General features: G+C 42.8%; 16 protein-coding genes and 1 pseudogene. 1 reads left to right on the top strand and 16 read right to left on the bottom strand.

The features are described from left to right. Positions 1–150: 150 nt before the first annotated feature. A pseudogene (locus ACR2F3_RS03500) lies at positions 151–771 on the bottom strand (carboxyl transferase domain-containing protein); the annotation flags it as partial. A gap of 205 nt (positions 772–976) precedes the next feature. Between ACR2F3_RS03500 and ACR2F3_RS03505 the strand changes: the two are divergent. After that, complete coding sequence (locus ACR2F3_RS03505; RefSeq protein ID WP_432708592.1) at positions 977–3,406, top strand: TonB-dependent receptor domain-containing protein; 2,430 nt, start codon at positions 977–979, stop codon at positions 3,404–3,406. A 50-nt stretch (positions 3,407–3,456) separates the two neighbouring features. Here the strand turns inward: ACR2F3_RS03505 and ACR2F3_RS03510 are convergent, their stop codons facing one another. The 15 genes from ACR2F3_RS03510 to ACR2F3_RS03580 form a co-directional block, all read right to left on the bottom strand. Next, positions 3,457–4,104 carry a hypothetical protein gene (locus tag ACR2F3_RS03510; RefSeq protein ID WP_432708593.1) on the bottom strand — a complete coding sequence of 216 codons (648 nt, stop codon included), beginning with the start codon at positions 4,102–4,104 and terminating at the stop codon, positions 3,457–3,459. Between the two features lie 65 nt (positions 4,105–4,169). Further along, positions 4,170–5,309 carry a helix-turn-helix domain-containing protein gene (locus ACR2F3_RS03515; RefSeq protein WP_432708594.1) on the bottom strand — a complete coding sequence of 380 codons (1,140 nt, stop codon included), beginning with the start codon at positions 5,307–5,309 and terminating at the stop codon, positions 4,170–4,172. Between the two features lie 3 nt (positions 5,310–5,312). After that, positions 5,313–6,662 (bottom strand): MFS transporter, encoded by a 1,350-nt coding sequence (locus ACR2F3_RS03520; protein ID WP_432708595.1) that lies wholly within the window; start codon positions 6,660–6,662, stop codon positions 5,313–5,315. An 11-nt stretch (positions 6,663–6,673) separates the two neighbouring features. After that, complete coding sequence (locus tag ACR2F3_RS03525; RefSeq protein ID WP_432708596.1) at positions 6,674–8,470, bottom strand: alpha-amylase family protein; 1,797 nt, start codon at positions 8,468–8,470, stop codon at positions 6,674–6,676. A 2-nt stretch (positions 8,471–8,472) separates the two neighbouring features. Continuing rightward, positions 8,473–10,779 (bottom strand): glycoside hydrolase family 65 protein, encoded by a 2,307-nt coding sequence (locus ACR2F3_RS03530; RefSeq protein WP_432708597.1) that lies wholly within the window; start codon positions 10,777–10,779, stop codon positions 8,473–8,475. A 10-nt stretch (positions 10,780–10,789) separates the two neighbouring features. Continuing rightward, on the bottom strand, positions 10,790–11,464 hold the full coding sequence (gene pgmB, locus ACR2F3_RS03535) for a beta-phosphoglucomutase (RefSeq protein WP_432708598.1): 675 nt from the start codon (positions 11,462–11,464) through the stop codon (positions 10,790–10,792). Between the two features lies 1 nt (position 11,465). Then, positions 11,466–13,307: a glycoside hydrolase family 13 protein gene (locus ACR2F3_RS03540; RefSeq protein WP_432708599.1), complete on the bottom strand. Its 1,842-nt coding sequence runs from the start codon at positions 13,305–13,307 to the stop codon at positions 11,466–11,468. 92 nt (positions 13,308–13,399) lie between these two features. Continuing rightward, positions 13,400–14,404 carry a SusE domain-containing protein gene (locus ACR2F3_RS03545; protein WP_432708600.1) on the bottom strand — a complete coding sequence of 335 codons (1,005 nt, stop codon included), beginning with the start codon at positions 14,402–14,404 and terminating at the stop codon, positions 13,400–13,402. A 19-nt stretch (positions 14,405–14,423) separates the two neighbouring features. Continuing rightward, positions 14,424–16,010 carry a RagB/SusD family nutrient uptake outer membrane protein gene (locus tag ACR2F3_RS03550; protein WP_432708601.1) on the bottom strand — a complete coding sequence of 529 codons (1,587 nt, stop codon included), beginning with the start codon at positions 16,008–16,010 and terminating at the stop codon, positions 14,424–14,426. Between the two features lie 20 nt (positions 16,011–16,030). Continuing rightward, positions 16,031–18,964: a SusC/RagA family TonB-linked outer membrane protein gene (locus tag ACR2F3_RS03555; RefSeq protein WP_432708602.1), complete on the bottom strand. Its 2,934-nt coding sequence runs from the start codon at positions 18,962–18,964 to the stop codon at positions 16,031–16,033. A 485-nt stretch (positions 18,965–19,449) separates the two neighbouring features. Continuing rightward, positions 19,450–20,466, bottom strand: a complete 1,017-nt coding sequence (locus tag ACR2F3_RS03560) for a LacI family DNA-binding transcriptional regulator (RefSeq protein ID WP_432708603.1) — start codon at positions 20,464–20,466, stop codon at positions 19,450–19,452. Next, positions 20,453–21,925 carry a M28 family peptidase gene (locus tag ACR2F3_RS03565; protein ID WP_432708604.1) on the bottom strand — a complete coding sequence of 491 codons (1,473 nt, stop codon included), beginning with the start codon at positions 21,923–21,925 and terminating at the stop codon, positions 20,453–20,455. The genes ACR2F3_RS03560 and ACR2F3_RS03565 overlap by 14 nt, the downstream gene beginning before the upstream one ends. Positions 21,926–21,938: 13 nt before the next feature. Beyond that, a complete protein-coding gene (locus tag ACR2F3_RS03570; RefSeq protein ID WP_432708605.1) occupies positions 21,939–22,910 on the bottom strand; it encodes a polyprenyl synthetase family protein in 972 nt (323 codons plus the stop codon). 67 nt (positions 22,911–22,977) lie between these two features. Next, positions 22,978–24,357 (bottom strand): MBL fold metallo-hydrolase, encoded by a 1,380-nt coding sequence (locus ACR2F3_RS03575; RefSeq protein WP_432708606.1) that lies wholly within the window; start codon positions 24,355–24,357, stop codon positions 22,978–22,980. A 46-nt stretch (positions 24,358–24,403) separates the two neighbouring features. Beyond that, on the bottom strand, positions 24,404–25,118 hold a 715-nt coding region (locus ACR2F3_RS03580; protein ID WP_432708607.1), incomplete at its 5' end, for an asparaginase.

A 25,118-nucleotide genomic window follows, 5' to 3' on the forward strand; every position in this document is an offset into this window, starting at 1 on the left:
CTCTATTGTCTTCCTAAGACCGCTTGGCCTCCGACTTACACAAAAAAACTGCCGGACTGTTACAGTCCGGCAGGGGAAATAAACGAATTATTCTTCGTCATCGGAGACAGGAGCGTCTTCGGAATCCTCCAGGACGGGGAAATCTTCCTCGGCACCACCTGAAGCACCTTCACCAACTACGAAACATAAGATAGGCACACGCAGCACCGACATTTCCAGCAAGTTTCTGGCAATGGCTTCTCCTTGTCCGCGTTCTTCAGCTTCCAGACCAGGGTAGGCACCCATGGTGTCGATAAAAGAAATAACTGGTTTATTAAATTTTTCGGCAAGCTTCATTAAACGAAGTGCTTTCCTATACCCTTCAGGGTTAGCCATTCCGAAGTTACGAAACTGGCGTTCTTTTGTGTTTTTACCTTTCTGGTGACCGATAATCATTACTGTTTGGCCATTGATGGTGGCGAAACCGCCAATGATGGCTTTATCGTCTTTAACGGTTCTATCGCCATGAAGCTCAATAAAATCATCGCAGATCATATTGATATAGTCCAACGTTTGTGGTCTTTCTGCATGGCGCGACAATTGCACTTCCTGCCAGCCAGTAAGGTTAGCATAAACGTGATTTCTGGTCTCCACCAGCCTTTGCTCCAATTCCGTTAAGGTAGCAGACATATCTACTTTGGTTTTATCAGCAACCTGTTTAACCTTTTCAATTTGCTGGACTAATTCAGCAATAGGCTTTTCAAAATCAAATGATGTTTTTATCTGTTCCATAAGTGGGCGGTAAAAATAGGCAAAATTTCCTGAATTTGTCAACGCAGTTTTACTAAAGATGTGATCTTCACCGGGGGAGATAATTAGCCCTACTCACCGGAGCAAAACGGGAACTCACCGCTCCCCACCCCCCATTTCACCAATTTTAACATATTTTCCTGTAACTATCGGCAACAATCTGCCGTCTTAACACAAAGATCCTTACATGAAAACTTTATACACAACCCTATTTTTAGTTATTATTTATCTCGTTCCCAGTTCCCTTTTTGCGCAGGAGTCAGTAGAATTAAACGGACTTGTTAGAGACGAGAAACAAACGCTGCCATCGGCCACTGTACTGCTGTATGCTGCTAAAGATTCTTCACTGGTATCTACCGCCATCACCGATGGAGACGGCAAGTACCTGATCCATGCAAAAACCGGCAATTACTATATTGTAGCCACTTCTATTGGTTATAACAAAATCAGCAGTAAGGTCATCTCTTTAAATGGCGAGAAAAGCTACACGGTACCGGTGATTACCCTGGCAGAAACGAGCAAGAACCTGAAAGAGGTGGTGGTGACCTCCACAAAACCTGTTTTAGAACGCCGTGCCGATAAGCTGGTATTTAACATCGATGCCACCCCTTCTACTGCAGGTTTAAACGCATTGGAAGTGCTGAGAAAAGCACCGGGTGTAGTGGTTGATCATAATGAAAATATATCCCTTTCGGGAAAAAGCAATGTTTTGGTTACCCTGGATGGCAAACAAACTTATTTAAGCCAGGAAGAAGTAGTGAACCTGCTGAAATCTATGCAGAGCAGTGAAATTGAAAGTATTGAAATCATGAACAACCCTGGTGCCCGCTTTGAAGCAAATGCTACCGGTGGGGTGATTAACATTAAAACAAAGAAAAGCAAGGCTGATGGTTTTAATGGCAGTGTTGCTTTGGGTGGAGGTTACAATAAACGACCTTCCAGCAATAATTCCATCAACCTCAATTTACGCAAAAAAGCGGTTAACGTATTCGGCTCCTATGGCTATTACACGAGTGAATACCAACAACACCTGGAAATTGACCGCGTTACACCGGGAGCAGCCGACCGCCTGTACTTTAGCCAAAGAAACAGCGAAAACTCAAAAAACAAGTCGCAGAACTTCAAGATTGGCACTGATTTTTTCTTGTCTAAAAATCACACGCTGGGTGTATTGTTTAAAGGTAATGTTGGCGACTGGAGACAAAATGGTTACAGCGTAACCAATATTGGAAGCAGCTTTGAGCGTGCAGATTCGGTGCTAAAAACACCTAGTAACGCTGGCAGAGACCGCAAGAACTATTCTTACAACATCAATTACAAAGGAGTATTGGACACGGCAGGACAGGAATTTACCATTGATGCCGATTATTCCAGCTATGATGGAGAAAGCGACGCATTTTACCAGAACCGTTTCTTCCTGCCAGATGGCAGCTTCTTCAAAAATGGCCAGATTTACCGCAACTTTGCCCCTTCAAACATTAACATTAAGGCCATCAAGGCAGATTATGTATTGCCACTCTCTAAAGCTTTAAAATTGGAGGCCGGGGTTAAGTTTGCCTCGGTAGAAAGCGACAACAACTTTATTTTTGAGAACCAGGTTGCCAATGGCTGGCTGATTGATGCCAACCGCAGCAACCGCTTCAAATACAGTGAAGATGTTGGCGCCGCCTACACTACGTTAAGCGCAACACTGGGTAAGTTTTCGCTACAGGCAGGCTTAAGGGCAGAAAACACACATTCTGTAGGCAATTCCGTGACCATGAATGAAGAAGTTGACCGCAAATATACCAACCTGTTCCCGTCTGTGTTTGCCAGTCGCAACTTCAACGACAATAACATCCTGAACTTCTCTTATTCACGCAAAATTAACCGCCCCAACTATCAGAACCTGAATCCTTTTATCTTTTACCTCGATCAGTATACCTATAACCAGGGTAACCCTAATTTAAGACCGGAGTTTGCGAATAACTTTGAAGCGACTTATCTGTTTAAACAGAAATACAGCATCGCATTAGCTTATAGCCATACTTCGGATATCATCACTCAGATATTATTGCAGAACGCCGAGTTGAATTCCATGTACCAGACCACTTTAAACCTGGCCACTGACGATGTATTCTCCTTAACGTTAAACTTTCCAATCACCTTCACCAAATGGTGGAATGTGAACACCAATATTCTGGCTTATCACAAAACGTTAAAAGCGCCAAACTTAAATGGTTTTGACTTAAACTCGAGTCAGTTTACTGGAAACATTTACATGCAACATAACTTTACCCTTTCGCCTCTATTCAGCGCAGACGCAAGTGCCTTTTACAGCACGCCGCAGATTGATGGCGCCTATAACCTGAATACCTTTTTTACCAGTGATGCGGGCCTTAGGTATAACTTCCCTAACAAAGCGGGTAACCTGAAGTTAGGTGTAAGTGATGTATTCCATTCGCAAAAACCAAGAATCACCAGCACGCTGGAAGGTAACGAATATGACTTAAAACAATGGGGAACAAGCAGACAAGTACGCCTCACTTTCACCTACCGTTTTGGGAAATCGACAGTGAAGTCTGAAAGAAACCGTAAAACAGGACTTGACGACGAGCAGAAACGTTTAGGACAATAAACCCATACTCAACCGTTCAGTTTCGGATTGGTTATCCGAAACTGAACGGTTTACACTGGGCTCTGTTTCCTCCAAAGTGCAACCATAAAATTTATTGCAATAAGGCTTCCCAATACAGATGGGAGAAACTGGCTGTATGGCTGGTATTGCGGAAGAACCGTACCGGTAAATGCAGACAATAACCCACTAAACGCGCTTACCAATTTGGCAATATGTTCGTGGAGCCAGAGCTTTTGATAGGTCTTTTCACTAATCCAGTATCTGCCCAGGTCATAACAAACTGCCAAAATAAGATATCCAATCGTGCTGTAAATAATTACCGGAGACCACATCATCCCTAGGGAATGGAAATACCATAAAAAAAAGGCTACCGCCGCTAATGCAAGCAGGGCGATGGTGATATCTATTGTTTTTGGAAGATTTGATCGGTTGCGGATTACCCGGAATCCGGAGAAGCCCATATAACCACTGAGTGTGGTAATGACAAGTAAAAAGCCATTGCGCTTAAATACAAAAACGCCAAGGAGCCCAGTTAGAATGACAAAAAATAACAGGAAAAGAAATATCCGTCCGGACCTCCGGTGAACCCTGCCACCCTTTTTTATTAACAGTATACCTATGCCGATCAAAAGTGCGGAGCATCCGGCTGAGATGTGTAGAATTAAGTTGCTTTTATGGAGCAGGGAAATAAAATCCATATTGTTTTTAAGACAAAAGAACATTACTGTAGCGTGCCTTTCGTCTCATCTTACCCGATGGGACGCTATTTATGATTATTTTCCCGCTGATATTCCAAGGGGCTTAACCCCACCTGCGCTTTAAAGATCCGGTTGAAAGCCGACTTGGAACGAAAACCGCAATCGTAGGCTATACCTAAAATAGAGAGATGAGAGAAGGCAGAATCCAAGAGTCTTTTTTTAACCTCTTCAACCCTGTAGGTATTGACGAATACAAAAAAGTTGTTTCCAGATTTCTGGTTAATCACCTGCGAAAGCTGGTTCGGGTTTAATGATATTTGGGAAGCGAGCATGGAAAGACTGAGATCGTCATTGAGGAAGGGTTTATGTTGCTCCATATGATCAAGCAGGAGCTGGTATAACTGACCTACAGAAGAATCATCAAGACCAGATTTTTTATAGGGCAAATCTTTAGTGATATTATCAACGGTCATTTCTGTTGTAGAAGGCTGCATCAAAGTGCTCTGTTGCAAACCCAGGTAACCTATAAGAAAAACGTATAGGGAAAGTGAAGTACCAACGTACATGAATAAATTTTCTGAAGAGACTAAGTGTATCTGCCTGCCAAATCGGATAAAAATAAACAATAGTATAAAAAGCAGGAGAATAGACAACACCAACCATTTTAGCCAGTTAAGGTTTATTTTCTCGGTATAAGAGTAACACTCGGGCAGGCTTTTCTGATACCGAAGCAGTACAACATAACCCATGACAGCATAGATACCTGGAATTACGGCCATTGGAATGGTAAACAGGTAAATAACCATATCGGGGATTTGGGCTCCAAAGTGGGGATAACCAGCGTTAGTTACGATATCGGAAGGATACCGCATCTTCATCCCTATGGTCAATATGATATACACCAACCAGGGTACAAGGTACACGACAATACGTTTGGCGTTTAATCTTGTATTAAATGAAATACTGCATACGTATTGAAAGAGTACAGGAGCAGATAACAGCGGAATAGAAAAAGCAATTATCCCAAAAATCCCCTTGGAAAGGGGATCTGGATAGAGGTTATCAAAATAGAATAAGAGTTGCATACTGACCAGCAACAGCCAGGCCATAAGCCAGTAGTCTGCCTGCTGATTTCTGGTTTTCGAACGGAGCAGCAGAATCATAAATAGCCCCTGAACGGCACCGCTGAAAAGGATGAAGCGCATAGGTTAACTGGCTTTGTTATCGCGGATATACAATACCGATATGGCGCCAAGGATCATGAACACCCCTGCCATCACAATTGCATAAATGGCCTGTCCGCTGTAAAATTCCTTCACAATCATACCGCCTAAGAAACCATTAATAATTTGCGGCATGGTGATGAAAAAGTTGAAAATCCCCATGTAAACACCCATTTTCCTGGCCGGGATAGAGCTCGACAAAATGGCGTAAGGCATGGACAAAATACTTCCCCAGGCTAAACCTATTCCAATCATGGAGAAGATTAAATAGTCGGGATCGGTAATGAAGTAGATCGATAATAAACCGATACCACCGGCCACCAATGAAAAAGCATGTGCAATTTTCTTGCTGGTTGCCCTGGCAATAGAAGGCAACATTAAGGCATAGATTGCGGAGATACCGTTATAGATACCAAACAAAAAGCTCACCCAGTTTCCGGCATCGGCAAAAGCCACAGAAGAAGTATCACCAGGCAATACTTTGTATACATGCTGTGCAACGGCTGGGGTAGTAAATACCCACATGGAGAACAAGGCAAACCAGGAGAAAAACTGCACCACACCCAGTTGCTTCATCGCTACTGGCATATTAGAAAAATCCTTAAAGATAGACATCAAACCTTTGTCTACCTCTACAGGCTCGTTATGGTAAAGTTCCATTTCTTCTGGCGGATATTCTTTGGTGGTGACTACCGTCCACAGAATTGTGATGATCAGGATAGCCGCACCCGCGTAAAAGGAATACACCACATTATCGGGTACCTGCCCTGCCGGAGCCACTTTTGAAGCACCCAGGTATTCTGAGAACACATAGGGTAACCACGAACCAGCAATGGCACCAGCACCAATTAAAAAGGTTTGCATGGAGAAACCAAAGCTTCGCTGACTTTCGGGAAGTTTATCGGCCACCAGCGCACGGAAAGGCTCCATGGCTACGTTGATCGAGGCATCCATAATCATTAACATCCCCGCACCAATAATAATGGGTGGCATATAGGCGGCCATGCTGCCTGCATTGGGCATAATCATCAGTGCAATGGCGGTAAGGATAGCACCAACCAGGAAAAAAGGCCTTCTACGCCCAAAACGGTTCCAGGTTTTATCACTGTAATAACCAATAATGGGCTGCACAATCATACCGGTTAAGGGAGCTGCCAGCCAAAAAAGAGAAAGGTGTTCTACATCTGAACCAAAGGTTTGCAGAATCCTGGAAGCATTACCATTTTGAAGGGCAAAGCCGAACTGAATACCGAAAAAACCGACACTCAGGTTAAAGATCTGCGCAGTGCTTAACCTTGGCTTAGTTAATAAAACTTTTTCCTTTACTTGTTCCATACGGGGATAAATTAAAATGCTATAATTTGAGCACCTACAGTGCCTAAGTTAACTTTAATGCTGGTTGCCGTGTGCTCCATGGCAACATTATTCAATAAGTCCTGTGCTTTCTGGATGGGTTTAGCCCCTAATACTTGTTCCGGGATGTGTACCTCGCTGTTCACATGAAGTTCGCGGTTAAAGTTTACCACAATCAATAAACGCTCGTTGGCGGTGTACCGAACATAAGCATACATGCGGTTGTTGGTTTCGCCGTTAAGCGCCACTTCCATAATGTCACCTGACTTTACCGCTTCTGAATTTCCTGCGATGTGCATGATTTTCTTGTATTGCTCACGCAATGCCTTTTGCTCATCACTTAACTGTCCGCCATCAAAGGCGCCGTTGTTCATCCATTTCTGATGTTCAGGAATTCCCCAATAGTCGAAAATGGTACTGCGATTATCGTCGCCACCAAAGCCTTCACGGCCTTTGGCAGGTTCGCCCACTTCCTGACCGAAATAAAGCATTACCGGACCACCGGATAAAGTAGCTGAAACTACCATGGCTGGCATGGCCAGTTGTGCCTGACCAGCAAAACCAGCTGAGGCAATACGCTCTTCATCGTGGTTTTCAAGGAAACGCAGCATTTTATGGTTAAAAGACTGTTTTTCTACCTGCCATGCTTTTCTGATTTCATGAACATCGGCATCGTGTTCATTTCTGATCAGCTTTTTTAGTCCATCATATAAACCAACTTTATCGTACAGGTAATCGAATTTACCTTCGTTAAAATAGGTTTCATAGGCATTAGGATTATAAGCCTCACCAATAAACACCATATCCGGGTATGCTTTTTTGATTTCAGGGATTACCCAGTTCCAGAATTCTACAGGAACCATCTCTGCCATATCGCAACGGAAACCGTCTACACCTTTTTGGGCCCAATACAACAGAATATCTCTTGTTTTAAGCCACACGGGTGGCATAGGGTCAAAATATTTCTTATGGCCATCAGCGTAATCCACACCATAGTTTAACTTAATGGTTTCGTACCAGTCGTTGATGCTGGGCGTAGCCGAAAACACATCGTTTCCAGTAGCTTTAGCTGGATATTCCTCAAATTTGTGATCCTGCATAGCCGATAACAAATTATGCGCGGTATCTGGATTAACAGGCGGAACCAGCTTTTGACCAGGCACGTAATAATAATCGTTTGTTGGCGAAAAGGCTTTACTGCGGTCGTCGTGCTCACCGAAATCAACCACACCCTTTGGGCGGGTTACTGAGTGGTAACTGCGGGCAACATGGTTAGGCACGAAGTCGATAATCACTTTCATGCCTTTTTTGTGGGTACGTTTCACCAGTGCTTCGAACTCAGCCATCCTGTTTTTCACGTCAACCGCCAGGTCAGGATCTACATCATAGTAATCGCGAATGGCATAAGGTGACCCTGCACGGCCTTTTACCACATCAGCATCATCGGGTTTAATCCCGTAGGCACTGTAATCGGTAAGGCTGGCATGGGCAATGACACCAGTGTACCACACGTGGGTGGTACCCATTTCGCGGATGCCATCGAGCGCCTTATCATTGATGTCGTTAAACTTACCACTGCCATTTTGTTCAATGGTACCGTAAACCACATTGTTGGTTTCTTTGTTACCAAACAGACGAGGCAATAACTGGTAAATCATTAATTTATTCGCATCCATATTAATAAGTGTTGGGCGTGGCTTTTTACGCTTTTTTTGCGCGTATGTTGCTGGGGCAAGGCCTGCCAGCAACATAAAAACCACCATGAACTTAAGAAATTTGTTGATGTACATGTTTAGTAAGTAATTGTTTTTTGTCCTTGTGGGATCTCGTAAGATTGATCCAGCACCTGAACAGTTAGGGTTTCCGGCGCATCATTGGTAATGCTGATCTCGTTGGCCGTGATTTTAATTTTTAGTGTAGTACCCCTGAAAGTGATGTTAAAGGAGAACGATTTCCATTGTGCAGGCACAAAAGGACTAAATTTTAACTGGTCATTACGAACGCGCATACCCGCGAAACCTTCAACAATGCTCATCCATGTTCCTGCCATTGAGGTAATGTGCAAGCCGTCTTCCGTATCATTGTTATAATCATCAAGGTCTAAACGTGCGGTACGCAGGTAGAATTCGTAAGCTTTCTCGCCATCATTTAACCGGGATGCCAGGATGCTGTGCACACATGGCGATAAAGAGCTTTCATGAACCGTACGGGCTTCATAGAAGTTAAAATTACGGCGCAGGGTTTCCAGGTCGTAATTGTCTTCAAAGAAATAAAAGCCTTGCAATACATCCGCTTGTTTGATGAATACTGAACGAAGGATCCTGTCCCAGCTCCATTTCTGGTTTAAAGGGCGATCGGATTCCGGTAAATCAGCAACCAGCATTTGCTCTTTATCCAGGAAACCGTCCTGTTGTAAAAACACGTCGGCTTTTTCATCGTAAGGATAGTACATGTTATCGGCCACATTTTTCCAGTCGCCAAACTCTGCAGCTTCCTGCAGATTAGTCTTGGCCACGATCTGGCTGTATAATTCAGGTGCATTTTTTTCAACAATTGCTGCTGCTTCCACGGCATAGTTTAAACACCAGGCCGCAAGGGTATTGGTGTACCAGTTGTTGTTGATGTTATTTTCATACTCATTCGGGCCGGTTACTCCCAGCATCACGAACTTGTTTTTATCGCCGCTCCAGTTTACCCGTTGTTTCCAGAAACGCGCAATGCCGATCAATACTTCCAGACCATATTCCTGCAGGTAACTCACATCACCAGTGTAACGGATGTAGTTATAAATGGCAAAAGCGATGGCTCCGTTACGGTGGATCTCCTCGAAGGTAATTTCCCATTCGTTATGGCATTCTTCACCATTCATCGTTACCATTGGATAAAGTGCTGCACCATTGTTAAAGCCTAATTTCTGGGCATTTTCAATAGCTTTTTGCAGGTGCTTGTAGCGGTAGATCAATAAGTTTTTAGCTACTTCTGCTGGTGCAGTAGCCAGGTAGAAAGGAATGCAATAAGCTTCGGTATCCCAGTAGGTAGAACCTCCGTATTTTTCACCGGTAAACCCCTTCGGGCCGATGTTTAAACGTGCATCTTTACCGGTATAAGTTTGGTTCATCTGGAAGATGTTGAAACGGATGGCCTGTTGTGCAGCCACATCACCTTCAATCAGGATATCACTTTCTTCCCATTTCGATGCCCATGCCGCAGCCTGATCGGCAAGCAGCTGGTCGAAACCCAGTTTCGATGCACGTGCTAAAACCTGGCTGCTTACTTCCTGCAGTTCGTTTTTAGCATAGTTCATGGAAGAAATATTCGTTGCAATTTTATAAATGGTGGCTTGTTCACCTTGTTTTAGGTTTACAGTGGCGGTAACACTTACAAATTTATCCTTATTTTCATTTGCTGGTGCAAAATCAATAGCCTGCCCATTAACCAATAAGCTTGACCTGGTAGCCGTGCATACTTCGAACTCCGTTTTCTTGGTTCTCAAAGTCAGGTAAGTGGTATCTCCGTCTTCCTTGCGGCCCACCTCATCCCAAAACTTCTCTTCGTAATTGGAGTCCTGGTTTTTTACGTCGCCATCAGTAAAAGAAGTAACCGAAAGCTGTCCGTCAAAGTTAAGTGCAGTTAACTGGTATTGTAACGCTGCCACTTCATCATCAGCAAGGCTGCAAAAACGCTTGGCAATAACGGCTATTTGTTTACCACTTGCCAGTTCTGCTGTGAAAGAACGTTGCAGGTATCCCTCTTTCATGTTAAGCTGACGCTGGAATGCAGAAACCTTAGCCTGGCTCAGGTCGATCACTTCACCATCAATACTCAGGTGTAAGCCAATCCAGTTTGCAGCATTCAATACTTTCGCAAAATAATCAGGGTAACCATTTTTCCACCAGCCTACGCGGGTTTTATCAGGGTAATAAACACCGGCTACATAATTTCCCTGTAGGGTTTCGCCCTGGTATTGTTCTTCAAAATTTGCCCGCTGGCCCATGCGGCCATTACCTATACTAAATATACTTTCAGATATCTTATTAAGATGAGGATCAAAACCCTCTTCTATAATATTCCACTCTTCTGCTTGTATGTAGTTCTTCATCTCTATCTCTTTATCCCTTAACCAGGGCTTTTATTTCTTCTACGGTAATTTCTGAAAGGTCTTTTACGTAAACGTGAGCACCTTTTAAATTCTCTGGCTGGCCTACGCCAACCACTTTCATGTTTGCGGCAAGTGCAGCATCTACACCAGCCTGTGCATCTTCAAAGACCACGCTTTGTGCAGGTGACACGCCAACCATGGCGGCACCTTTAACAAAAACCTCTGGATCTGGCTTGGAAGCCGAAACAAGGTTACCATCAACAATGGCGTCAAAGAAATGGGTAAGCTGAGTACGCTCCAAAATAACACCGGCATTTTTACTGGCTGAACCCAGGGCTATTTTAATTCCGGCTTGTTGTAAAGCGGTTAATAAATTGATGGTACCTGGTAACACTTCTGCAGCAGTCATCTTGTTGATCATACTTACATATTGTGTGTTTTTACTGGTCGCCAGTACTTCTTTCTCCTCCGCTGTTTTCTCTACCCCACCCCAATTAAGGATCATGTCGAGGGAACGCATGCGGTTCACCCCTTTCAGGTGTTCATTCTGTGCTTCGGTGAAATCAAACCCCATATCGTTGGCCAGTTGTTTCCAGGCCTTGTAATGATAGACGGCTGTGTCAACCAGCACGCCATCAAGATCGAAAATGCAGGCTAAATTTGAATTTGTTGTCGGTTCTTGCATATTATTTTAAAGCTAAAACCATTGATCCTTTTGCTGGAACGGTAATGGTTTTAATTTGATTAATGGTTTCTCCAGTGATGACATTGGTAGCTGTAGTAGCCGTAGCCATACGCTCATCAAACCTGGAGGTATCTAAAGATAGTTCTTTATCTTCTGTATTAATGATGACCATAACGGTGTTGGAATCGTTATACCTAAAGTACACATAAATGCCATCTTGTGGTACATATTGCATCAGCTTACCTGTTTGCAAGGCATCATTGTTTTTACGGAAGTTAGCCAGTGTACGGAAGTGATTAAATGCATCATTTTCTGCTGCGGTACGACCTTCAGCCTTGAATTTATTGGTCGCATCGCCTTTCCAGCCACCCGGGAAGTCAGAGCGAACCAAACCATCAGGGTTGGAGAAGTTTTTCATCAAAATTTCTGTACCGTAGTATACCTGCGGAATGCCTCTCATGGTTAACAATAAAGTCATACCTGCTTTATATTTCTGGATGTCTTCATTTACCATAGAATAAAAACGGCTCATATCGTGGTTATCCAGGAAGATGACGTTTCTTGTGGCATCCTGGTAAAGGAAATCCTGTGCAAGGGTAGCATATAAACGGTAAATGCCGTCCGTCCAACCAGATTTGCCGTTAAGGGCTTCATATATGGCATCTTTTAAAACGGCATCGGTAATACCGGGTAACTTGGTGTCAAAACCACCATTAACTGTGTTGCCTCCGGTAAAGAAAGCCTGGCTGGCTACTGAGTTTACTAAGGTTTCTCCGAAGATACCCAGTGTTGGGAACTCAGCGCGCATTTTCTCTGCCCAGTCGGCAAGGTAAACCGGATCGCTGTAAGGATAAGTGTCTAACCTTAAACCATCGATACCTGAGTACTCCACCCACCAGATATGGTTTTGGGTAAGGTAGTTCTGTACAAAAGGATTGCGTTGATTTAAATCGGGCATGGTAGGCACGAACCAACCATCTAGCATTCTTTTTTTGTCGGCAAGGGAACCATGAATATCCATCACCGGCTGATCGCGGTAGCTGGTTTGTGTATAAGCTGGCCATTGGTTTAACCAGTCTTTCATGGGCATATCAGTATACAGGTAATGTCCAGTACCGATGTGGTTATGAACAACATCTTTTACCACTTTCATGCCTTTGGCATGAACCTGTTCTACATAACTTTTGAACAATTCATTGGTACCATACCGGGCATCAATTTTATAATGGTCGGTAGCAGCATAACCATGGTAAGAAGCCAATGGCATGTCATTCTCTATCTCGGGAGTCATCCAGATGGCAGTAACACCTAAATCCTTGAGGTAATCAAGGTGGTTAATTACGCCTTGTATATCACCACCATGGCGGTAATACATGGAATCGCGGTTTAATTTGGTTTCCTGCATGCCTTTAACCACATCGTTTTTAGGGTCGCCGTTAGCAAAACGGTCTGGCATTAACAGGTAGATCAGGTCTTTGCTGGTTACACCCTGTATGCGGGAGGCCGATTGATCTCTGTTTTTCAGTTCGTATACGTACTGTAATTTCTTTTTACCGTTTTGTGTAAACACAATAGGGAATTTTCCGGCTTTTGCATCATTGGAGATGGTCAGGTCCAGGAAAAGGTAATTAGGGTTCTCCACCTTGTGAACTTTCACTAAGGTAACACCCGGGTAGTTAAGTTGTGCTTCTGTAGCGGCAATGTTCTCACCATGTACCAATAGCTGCAGCTGGGGGTTATGCATACCTACCCACCAAAACATGGGTTCTATACGGTCTAACTTTTGAGCATTAACCGTTTGGTTGGCTAACAGGATAAATAGGATGAAGATTAATTTTCTCATTACTTACAATTTAGTTTGACTGGTTGAGAGAGCACTTTACATTAAAAAACCCTGCAAGAAAACTTATTCCTGCAGGGTATATTGAAAAGAGATTAGATTTTAACGAGGGTATATTTCAACGTTTTGGTATTTAAGGTGATGGTATAAGTACCAGCAGCTGGCACCTTAATATTTGCACCGCCCAGATCCGCATTGCCGCCACTACCTCCGTAGTTTACATCCCAAGCACCGTTTTTTCTGAATTTTAATTCACCGGCATTTAAGGGAGTAGTGATGGTCCACTGCCCTTTGACATAGGTCATCTCGGTATCGCCATCCCATCCTTTTGCTGTAGCATCACCAATGATCCCGAAAACTACGGGTGTGAAAGTGATGGTATTTACATTAAGGTCAGCAACGATTTCAAAAGCACCTGCAGCAGGAGCCATAATATCGCCACCCGTGGTGCTGATTTTACCTGCACCGCCGGTACCGTAAGCATTATCCCAGTTTTTAGCGGTAGTAATTTTGAAAGCCAGGTTACCTGGGGTGAAACCGATGATACCCGTGTAAACGCCGTTTCCAGTTTCCGAAACCAGGCTATCTGCCCTTTCTGGTGCCCAACCCTGGTAAGCGCCCGGTACGTATACCCATGCGGTTAACGGGAAAGGTTTTGCATTTAAGCTTACCACGTTACTGTATACCGGTGTAACAGCATTGGAAATGGACGATTTTATACGCATTTCAACATCCGTGCCTGCGGTAAATGGCAGGTTTAGGGCAAGTAACAGGTTATTCAGTTCTAAACCATTGAAGGTTTTTGTCAATGCATTAGTCTCTAACAAAAATTCTTTAACGGTGGTAAAGTTATCACCTTTAACAGCTACTTGTAAAGTGTTGCTGATGGCAGCCTGGTAACCGAAATCGGCGTTAGTCCAGTTTACGGTGATCACTTCTTTATCCAGCATGGATTTATCTAAGGCCACGGTGGTTACAGAAGCACTAAAAGTGCCCCCGTTACCGCTTGTAGCGATCAGTTTAGTTTCGTCCTTCTTACAGGACCATAGTCCCATGGTCATTAAACCCAGGGCTACAGTTTTTATGATGAATGATTTCATAACTATTTCAAATGTTTAATTAATAACCTGGATTTTGTACTAAGTTGGTGTTGGCAATTAAATCTGCCGTAGGAATTGGGTAAATGTTTCTCGTTTGAGCAACACCCGTTCCCGCTTTAACGCCACCTTTGAAAGGCCATACGTAAGATGATTCTGTGAATCTTTTGTAACGTACTAAGTCTGTACGTCTGAAACCTTCCCAGTACAATTCACGAGCACGCTCATCAATGAACATGTTCACATTTAATACCGCAACGTTTCCAGTTGCATTACCATACGCACGTTCACGCAGTTTATTAAAATAAGTTAGGGCTGTAGCCTGGCTACCACCACTACCACCACGGGCAACTGCTTCACCGTAGATTAAATATTGCTCCGCTAACCTGAACAATGGAAAATCTAAAGAAGCATAAGTACCACCATTTGAAGGGGTTGGAACATCTTTAGAAGTGGTGTTTCTGAACTTGGTAATTCTTAACCCGTCAGAGAAAACAGCAACATCATCGTTCGCCACTTTTGTACCGAAGAACATGGCGCGTTTATCAGTAGCACCACTGTAGTCAGTAAACAATAATGGCAGGTTACTTCTACTTCTGTTACCACCCCAGCCACCGTTAGGAATACCGAATGAGCTTGGATTCATCTCTGCATTAACCGCAGCGTTGATCAGGTAAGTAGTACCCCCAAAGTTTTCGCTTTTAAAACCATCATAGTTGATGGTCATAATAATTTCGTTGCTACTGGTTTCTTTGCTGTCTGTTCTAAACAGGTTTTTATAGTCTTTGGTTAAAGAATAACCTGCATCAATTACTTTTGAAGAGTAAGTGATGGCTTCGGTGTATTTAGCTGTACCCGTATAAACTTCAGCATTCAGGTAAAGTCTGGCTAATAAAGCCCAGGTTGCACCCTGATCTGCACGACCATATTCGTTTGAACGTGCTGCCGGAATTTCTGACTCAATAGCCAACAATTCTGACTCAACATATTTGAACAAGTCTGCACGGCTAATTTGTTTCGGAGAAACCTTACCAATCAGGTCAGCTTCAGTTACGAAAGGTGGGTTACCAAAGTTATCCATCAATACCCAGTATTGGAATGCACGTAAGAAACGGGCTTCTGCTCTGTATTTTTGAATCTCTGCGGCATCAGCACCTGTGATGTTACGTTCGGCCAGTTTTTCTGGGGTGCTCTCTCTTAAGAATTCATTAGCTACGGTAATCTGGTACATACTTCTTGAGTATAAACCTCTCAGGAAGATGTTGTCTGTAGACCACAATGAAGTATTTATTTCTGGCAGGCCTACGTCGCCCCATGAACAAATCGCTTCGTCTGTAGGTAATTCCTGTGCTGTCCAGAATAACCTCAGGAAATCAGAGAAACCTGGATCTAAACCACCAAGGTCACTTGCACCAGAACCACCTGCTCCGGTTAAACCGAAACTAGCGTATATTTTAGTTAATGATTGTTTATAACCTGCCGGCGTATTGTATACATCGGTAGCTGTTTTATCGTTAACTGGTGTTAAGTTCAGGTCATCCTTTTTACAAGAAACAACTGACACCAATAAAACCAGGGATAAGGTTAATATTTTATGTAATTTTTTCATTCTTCTTCTTTTTTAAAAAATTAAAACCCAAGGTTTAAGCCTAAAGAGAACGTTCTAGGTCTAGGGTACATACTGTAATCTATACCGTTTGAAACTTCAGGATCGATACCATTATAGTTAGTGATCACGAAAACGTTTTGTACGTTAGCAGAGATCCTAAGGTTAGCGGTACCATTTCTTGAAATGTTGCCTGCATTAAATCCAAGACTAATATTGTCCATCTTTAAGAAAGAAGCATTTTTGATATAGTAATCGCTCAGGTATTGGTTGGTCCTAAAGTTGGTAAATAACACGTCTGGGTTTGCATTATTAACCAAAGCACTAGGGCTTAAAATATTTGATCTTACACCCAGGTTAGATGAAATGTTATCGTATACGTAATTACCTAAACTTGCTCTTAAAACAGTGCTCGCCGTCCATCTTTTGTAGTTTAGTGAGGTTGTGAAACCAAACAGGAACTGAGGCTCTGGAGATTTGTAGTAATACTGATCGCTTGTGTTAATTACACCGTCATTGTTTAAGTCGGCATATACACCTTCCAAAGGCACACCTGCTTCATTATATACTTGTTTGTACACGAAGAAAGTTCCCGGAATCTGGTTAGGGGTATTGTATTTAACGTTGATTCCTGTACCGCCTGTAATTGTACCTGCGTCAATTTTGAAGTTTTCATCAGGGTTAAGGGTCAGGTTAGTCACCATTCTTTTGTTGTAAGCCGCGTTGAAACCAAAATCCCAGTTTAGGTTTTCGCTTTTAATAGCGCTGAAGTTTAAGCTGGCTTCAATACCTTTATTTTCCATGTTACCCACGTTAGTGGTTAACCTGTTGCTAAAGTTAGTTCCTACCGGAATGTCAATTGTACTTAACAAATCTTTGGTTTTTTTGTAGTACACATCTACGCTACCGTAAAGGCGACCGTTAAAGAAACCGTAGTCGATACCTGCATTGTAAGTTTGCGTAGTTTCCCATTTCAAATCAGGATCGTAAGCTGCTGGAGAATAGTAATCGTAAAAAGTATCACCAACCTGGTATTGACCAGTGTTTGAGTTTAAGTAATATTTAGACAGGTAGTCGTAATTTCCGATACCATCCTTGTTTCCTGTAGAACCGTAGCTCAAACGAACTTTTAAGTCAGAGAACACTTTACTGTCTTTCAGGAAATCTTCATTGATTGCTCTCCAGGTGAAACCTGCAGATGGGAAATAACCCCAACGGTTTTCTTCAGAGAACTTTGAAGAAGCATCCGCTCTCATTGTTGCTGAAACAATATACTTATCGGCTAACGTATAGTTTAAACGACCATAGTAAGAAAGCAATTTGTTTTGCTCAATACCGAATGGGAATTTAGGCGTTATAAGTACGTCGCCGGCGGCATTACGCTGATCAAAATTGTATCTTTTATCTTTATTATCATAATAACCATAACCCGCAGTGGCGTTAATGTTACTGTTGATACCAGTTAAGTCTTTTGCATAGCTTAAGTAAGCTTCTACAAAAGTGTTGGTTTGATTATCCAGGAATTGAGTCATTGACCCTTTCGTAGCGGCACTTTGTGCTGCATAAGCCGGAGTTCTTGTCCAACCCTGTCCTTTAGAGATATCGTAACCAACGTTAACATTTGCATGTAATTCTGGTAAGAAGTGGAATGAATAATCTAACTGTGCATTACCGAATGAACGATCGGCTTTAGCATTGTTATTTTGTAACCTTACTAAACCAACCGGGTTTCTAGGTGCGTTTGGATTTGGCACATCACCAGCAATCCATTCGTAGTAGTTTCCAAAATTGTTTTGCGCATGTACCGGTTGTGTAGGGTCAAACTGTAATGCTGCACCTACTGCACCTGTATTTGCGAAACGAGAGTTACTCAAGGTACCTTTCAGGTTTAAGTCAATTTTCAAATGGTTATCAAACAAACTTGGAGAGATACGGAATCCACCTGAAGCACGTTTTAAACGGTCGGTAATTAAAGAACCTTGCTGATCAAGGTAGCCGAAAGATACGCGGTAAGGCACATCTTTAAAGGAACCTGCGATACTTAAGTTATTATCAGTAGTAAAAGTATTACGGAAAATCTCATCCTGCCAGTTGGTATTTGCATCACCTAATAGCGAAGAGAATGTATGGGTAGGATCATCATCATAAGCCCTGTCGTTAGCCGCTACATACTCGCGGATTTGCGCTGCAGATAACATATCTACTTGTTTAGCGATTGTTCCGAAAGAAGCTACAGTGCTGAAGTTAATATCCGGTGCACCTGATCTACCTTTTTTAGTGGTAATTAAGATCACACCGTTTGAAGCACGTGAACCATAAATAGCAGTTGCATTGGCATCCTTTAATACGGTGAACGTTTCAATGTCATTTGGATTGATCAACGTCAGAGGATTCGCAGCGCCTCTAATTTCCGAACCACTTAATGGAATTCCATCCACTACGATCAATGGATCGTTACTTGCATTTAAGGATGCACCACCACGGATACGGATCACACTTCCTGCACCTGGTTGTCCACTATTAGGCGTAATTTGAACACCGGCTACTTTTCCAGAAATTAATTGCTCTGGTGTAGTGATGTTACCTGTCTGAAAATCTTTAGATGAAACGGTACTTACCGATCCTGTTAAATTCTTTTTCTGAACCGTACCATAACCAATAACCACAACTTCATTCAGGTTTTGCGCATCTGGCTTTACCGTAAAGTCTAATTGTGTCTGACCTGAAATTTTAACGGTTTCTTCTGTCGGACTGTAACCTACGTAACTTACAGTTACCACATGTGAACCTGCAGGCAAACCTGTTAAACGGTAGACTCCATTTACATCTGTGGTTGTACTTCTATTCAATGCTTTAATCTGGATTGATGCCCCTGGAAGAGAAGTTCCAGTCTCATCGAAAATAGTTCCGGCGAGGGAGCTGGTTTGTGCCTTTGCTACAAAAGTCGACAAGACCATTAGTAACAGTAAACAAGGCTTAAGAAGGTAAAATACTTTCATATTTGAACTCGTGTTTGTGGATAAATATTTGATAAACTTTCCTAGTGTTTTACACTAAGTCTAAATTTACACCAGTAAACTATAATTCAAAATTTAATATTAATATAATTTCAATAGCCATATTTTATATTCCGTAAATCAAAAAAATAGCTAAATTATTGTATGATTAAGGTTTTTTAAAATGCACTATTCCCAATCGTTCCTATTGATCGTCAATATATTATAAAGCTATTTTCAAAAAAACGGTGTGAAAAATACACTAAGTCTTTTTTTATACTATTTTCGGGAACGTTACCGGGAACGTTCCCGAAATTTTAGCAATTTTTTTCAGTCCACCAGTCACGAAGACAGCGGAATTCTGCGCGTTTTGCCTAAAACCTTGAAAGTTTTTGTTAAAAAAGGGCGCTTTTTAGCCCTGAAAAAATTGGTTGTTTTAACGAAATTTAAGCTTGCTTTTCAGTTGATTTTCGCTTTACCAATTTAGAGTCTAAAACCACCATTTGGTTGCTGTTTACCGCACCTGGATTTTCGAGCATTTTGAACAAAAGTGAGGCGGCTTCAATGCCGATACTGGTGGCCGGCTGGGTAATGGTAGTTAAAGAAGGATTGAGTAAAGGAGCGATCTCCAGACTGGAAAATCCAATAACCTTTACCTCATTAGGAATGGAAATATTCAGGTCGTAACAAGCGTAATAAGTGGCAAAAGCTAAACGTTCTACCGATGTAAATACGCCGTCAGGTTTCAGCTGTTTCAGCATCTTTTTCAGGATGATATTATTTTCCTGGTAACTGTTACTGCAGTCTACCACAAGCTGGTCGTCAAAAAGAATCTTATGTTTCTGGAGTGCATCAAGGTAGCCCTGCATCCGGGTGTGTCCAATAGAAAGGTTTTTATTAATTACCAGGTAGGCGATGCGTTTACAACCCTGTTTAATCAGGTGCTGTGTAGCGGAGAAACTGCTTTGGTAATCGTTGGTAATGACCCTTGGGGTGTTGATATCTTCGTATACCCGGTCAAAGAAGACCAGTGGCAGGCGTTTTTGTGCCAGTTCATTAAGATAGGTATGGTCGTTGGCCTCTCCTGATACCGACATGATGATGCCATCGGCCCTGCCGTTATGTAAATGCTGGATAAAGGACACTTCCTTCTCAAAGTCATCACCAGTTGCATAAATGAGGATGTGGTAACCTTTTTCACGTGCAATCCTCTCGATGCCATGTATGGCCAGTGAAAAGAAGTTATTAGCCAGTTCGGGAACAATAACCGCAATGGTTTTGCTACGCTGTTCTCGCAGGTTACTGGCATAATGGTTTGGCATGTAATGAAATGCCTTGGCCGCCGCTAAAATGCGTTCCTTGGTTTCCTTATTAATATCACTGTTATCGCGAAAAGCCCTGGATACCGTTGATGTCGATAAATTCAGGGCTTTTGCGAGTTGTTTAATGTTAATGTTTTGCATCAGGCTCCTCTTTCCATCTCCATTCACCTGCAATCTTTAAAGGAAGTTCAAGGCCGCTATCAATTAAGAATTTTTGCAGTTCAGCGTCAGATTGTCTTTTTACAGGCAGTGTTGCTGTATTAGCTAATGCATAGGTCAGCATGGTACTGTACCTTACCGTATTTTTCAATCCTTGCTCATCAACCAGCGAAAATGAGTCGCCATTGGAATGATAAAATGCACCTGCGTTATTTGGAAGTTTTCCGCCATAACCCCCACCTACAGGAATTCCGTGCATCAGAAACGGCTGGTGATCGCTGTGCAAACCTGCTGCAGCATGAAATAAATTTTTAAAACCGGTATCTAGTTTGTTAATCGAAGCACCCCAAGTTGTGAACAGATCTTTCATTTCTGCACGACTGGTGGTAAAACCTTTAGGGTCGTTGGTCATGTCGTAATTCAACATGTATTTTACCTCATCCAGCTTGCCGGCAGCATCAGCAGCAGCCACATAGGCCTTAGAGCCCAATAAGCCTTGCTCCTCGCCCATAAATAAAACAAACTCAATGGTACGGTCATTATTTAACTTTAGCTTCTTAAATGCCCTTGCCTGATCGATAACGGCAAAAGAGCCGATGCCATTGTCTATGGCTCCGGTTGCCAGGTCCCAGCTGTCCAGGTGTCCACCCACTACAATTTTTTCCTGTGGCATCTTTTTACCTTTAAGGGTGGCCACCACATTACGGGCTTTAATTAAACCCGAAAAGTTAGTCATAGTCAGGCTTGCGTAAGCAGGTGTAGTTTTAAGGGATTCCTTAATCTTAGTGCCGTCTTCCAAACCTACACAAACAGCAGGAACTGAAATTAATTTACCAGTTACGGAGGCTGTACCGGTTAAGAGCACATTATTTTTTACGGTATTGATGATAATTACCCCAACTGCACCATTTTCTATCGCCAAAGCGGCTTTTTCTGAACGGTGCAAACGTGGTGTACCTGCCGGTGATCCAGGCAACACGCCCAGGTATACCAATGCAATTTTACCTTTCACCTTTCCCTGATCCTTAAGGTAATCGTCGGCCAGGCCATTGCCCAGGTCCCCCACTTCGGCGGTTACCTGTGCTTGAACAGGTGAATGTGCAAGCGCTACGGATGCGACTTCCTCCAGGTTGCTGGCCGAAGGGCCAATTTTAGTGCTATTGGTTAAACGGCTCCAGCTTTCTACTTCAAAAGGCTGGTAACTTACTTCATAGCCGTATGATTTTAACAGGTTATAAGCATAGGTCTCCGCTTTAGCACCGTTTTCCGAACCGGTTAAACGGTGTCCAATTTCTGTTGATGCTGCTTTTAAATTGGAATAGGCCGCAGAATGGGATTGTACATCGCGGTTAATCGCAGAAAATTCTTTGTTAAAATTGTCTTGCGCAGTAAGGGATAAGCTGCAGCTAAGTAATAACGACAGACCAATTAGTGCCTTCATATGTATCTTCTATTTATTTTTTTCTCTCAGTAGTATATCGCACCAATTGTTCCAGTCCAGTACGTGCATCGCCAGGATCAAAGGTTTGCAAAATAGCAAAAGCTTCTTCCTGGTATTCTAGCATCTTGTCATGGGCATAACGAACCCCATCCATCTCATTCACGAAATTAATGATTTCCTTTATTTTCAAAGGATCATCTTTATGATTTTTAACCAGGTTAATCATCCGCTTCTTCTCCGCCTTATCCGCACGGTTCAGGGCATAGATTAAAGGTAAGGTCACTTTCTTTTCTTTGATATCGATACCTATGGGTTTACCCACATTGTCGGTTCCAAAATCAAATGTATCATCTTTGATCTGAAATGCAATACCAACTTTTTCACCAAAGAGGCGCATTTTTTCAATAACTTCATCACTGGCCCCGGCCGATGCAGCACCACAGGCACAACAGGAAGCAATTAAGGAAGCTGTTTTCTGACGGATCACATCGAAGTACAAACCCTCACTGATGTCCATCCGGCGAACCTTTTCAATCTGCAGTAATTCGCCCTCACTCATCTGTTTCACTGCTTCCGATACAATCTTCAGCAATTTAAACTCCTGGTTATTCACAGAAAGCAACAAGCCTTTGGCCAGCAGGTAATCGCCAACCAATACGGCAACTTTATTTTTCCATAAGGCATTGATAGAGAAAAAGCCACGACGCTCGTAGGCATTGTCTACCACATCATCATGCACCAGGGTGGCAGTATGCAGCAATTCGACAAGGGCAGCACCGCGATGGGTAGATTCGAGGATACCACCACAAAGTTTAGCCGCAAAAAAAACAAACATGGGGCGAATCTGCTTGCCTTTTCGCTTTACAATATAATGTGTAATGCGATCGAGCAAGGGGGCATCGCTGTGCATGGATGCTTTGAATTTCGCTTCGAAAACCGAAATATCCGCAGCTATGGGTAGTTTAATCTGATTTATTCCCGGCATTCAGGTTACAAAGTTATTCACAAACATAATTTAATTTCCTTTAATAAGGTGCAATAATAGCACCCTATTAAAGCTCGGCTTTCTGCAACTTAATGGCCGCATAGCCGCCCGCCACGTTAACGACCTGGTCTATCCCACGCGCTTTCAGAATAGAAGCGGCAATCATAGAACGGTAACCTCCGGCGCAATGGATATAATACTTTTCAGTAGGCCTAATTTCCGGCGTCCAGTCGTTAATATAATCTAAAGGCAATAAAGCCGCATTTTCCAGGTACCCTCCTTCAAATTCACCCGGCTTACGCACATCAAGAATATTTACAGCTTCCCCGGCATCGTTTAAGTTTACAAAGGCCTCAGCCGATATCGATTCGATGCTTTCTACATCTTTTCCTGCAGCAATCCAGGCATCCATGCCACCTTCCAGGTAACCAATGGTATTGTCGTAACCTACCCTCGACAGGCGTGTCAGGGCTTCCTGCTCCTTACCTGGTTCCACAATGAGCAACAAAGGTTGCTCCAGATCAGTAATTAAGGAACCCACCCATGGCGCAAACTGGCCATTTAAGCCAATATTAACGGCCGATGGAATAAATGCCTGTCCAAACACTTCCGGATCCCTTGTATCGAGCAATAAGGCGTCCGTACGATTAGCTAAAAGCTCAAAAGCCTCCGGATCTAAAGGATTAAGGCCTTTTTCATACACCTTGTCTACATTTTCATAACCGAGTCTGTTTAAGGCGGCATTTTTAGCAAAATATTGTGGCGGCGGTAAAATACCTTCCGTTACTTCTTTAACAAACTGATCTTTGGTACTTGCTTTCAAGGCATAATTCACCTCTTTCTGGTGGCCTAAAGTATCAAAGGTTTCCTTGCTCATATGTTTACCACAGGCAGAACCTGCACCGTGAGCCGGATAAATCAGCACCTCATCAGGCAGGTTTAATATTTTATGATGAAGTGAATCATATAATGTGGCAGCCATGTCTTCCATGGTCAGCTCGCCTTGCTGCGCTAAATCCGGGCGACCTACATCACCGATAAACAGGGTGTCGCCCGTGAACACACAATAAGGTTTGCCAGAGGCATCTTTCAATAAGTAAGAAGTCGATTCGGGCGTGTGACCCGGGGTATGCAATACAGTGAGGGTAATATCTCCTATTTTGAACACTTCTCCGTCAGCAGCCACCACCGATTCAAAGGAGGTATCGGCCGTAGGACCATAAACAATCTTGGCACCCGATTTCCTGGCCAGGTCAATATGTCCTGATACGAAATCAGCATGAAAATGCGTTTCAAATATATACTTTATCGTGGCGTTGTTGCGTGTTGCTTTATTCAGGTAGGCATCCACCTCTCTAAGTGGATCAATAATGGCGGCTTCACCATTACTTTCTATATAATAGGCGGCTTCAGCCAGACAGCCGGTATAGATTTGTTCTATTTTCATCAACAATAAATTTAAAAACACAAAACTACGCTATTATCGCGTAAAACTAGGCACTGAGTTCGCCACGGAGGGATTGTGACATCAATTTTGAAGTTTCATTTACGCTTAAACCCAGTCCCATTACGTACATAAGTTTAGTTACTGCAGCTTCGAATGTCATGTCATAGCCACTTACCACACCCATTTGCTGGAGCATTTTACTGGTTTCATATTTACCGAGTTCTACCGAGCCAACCTGGCATTGAGAAATGTCGACAAGTATTTTACCAGCATTAATAGCTTCCTGCAATGCATCTATAAACCAGGCTTCTGTGGTGGTATTTCCGGCACCAAAAGTTTCGAGAATAATGGCATCGACTGAAGAACGTGTAACCGCCTCTACCGCCCACTTGCTGATTCCGGGATACATCTTTAATACACCAATATTCGCATTTAAGTTGGCATGAACTTTCAATGGCCCTGCAGGCACCTGGTTAATGTAGTTTTTAAAAAAAGTAAGATGAACACCCGCTGCAGCGAGTTTATGATAATTGGGTGTGCGGAAGGCTTCAAAATTCTCAGCGTTATATTTAATGGAGCGGTTACCACGAAACAACTGGTAATCAAAGTAAATACACACTTCAGGCACCATCGCCTTGCCCTGTTTTTTTGTTGCGGCAATTTCAAGGGCGGTAATAAAGTTCTCTTTAGCATCAGTTCTGATCTCACCGATGGGCAGTTGTGAGCCCGTCAGCACCACAGGTTTACCAAGATTTTCCAAC

It is taken from the genome of Pedobacter sp. (genome assembly GCF_045627485.1).
In the GTDB taxonomy this organism is placed as follows: domain Bacteria; phylum Bacteroidota; class Bacteroidia; order Sphingobacteriales; family Sphingobacteriaceae; genus Pedobacter.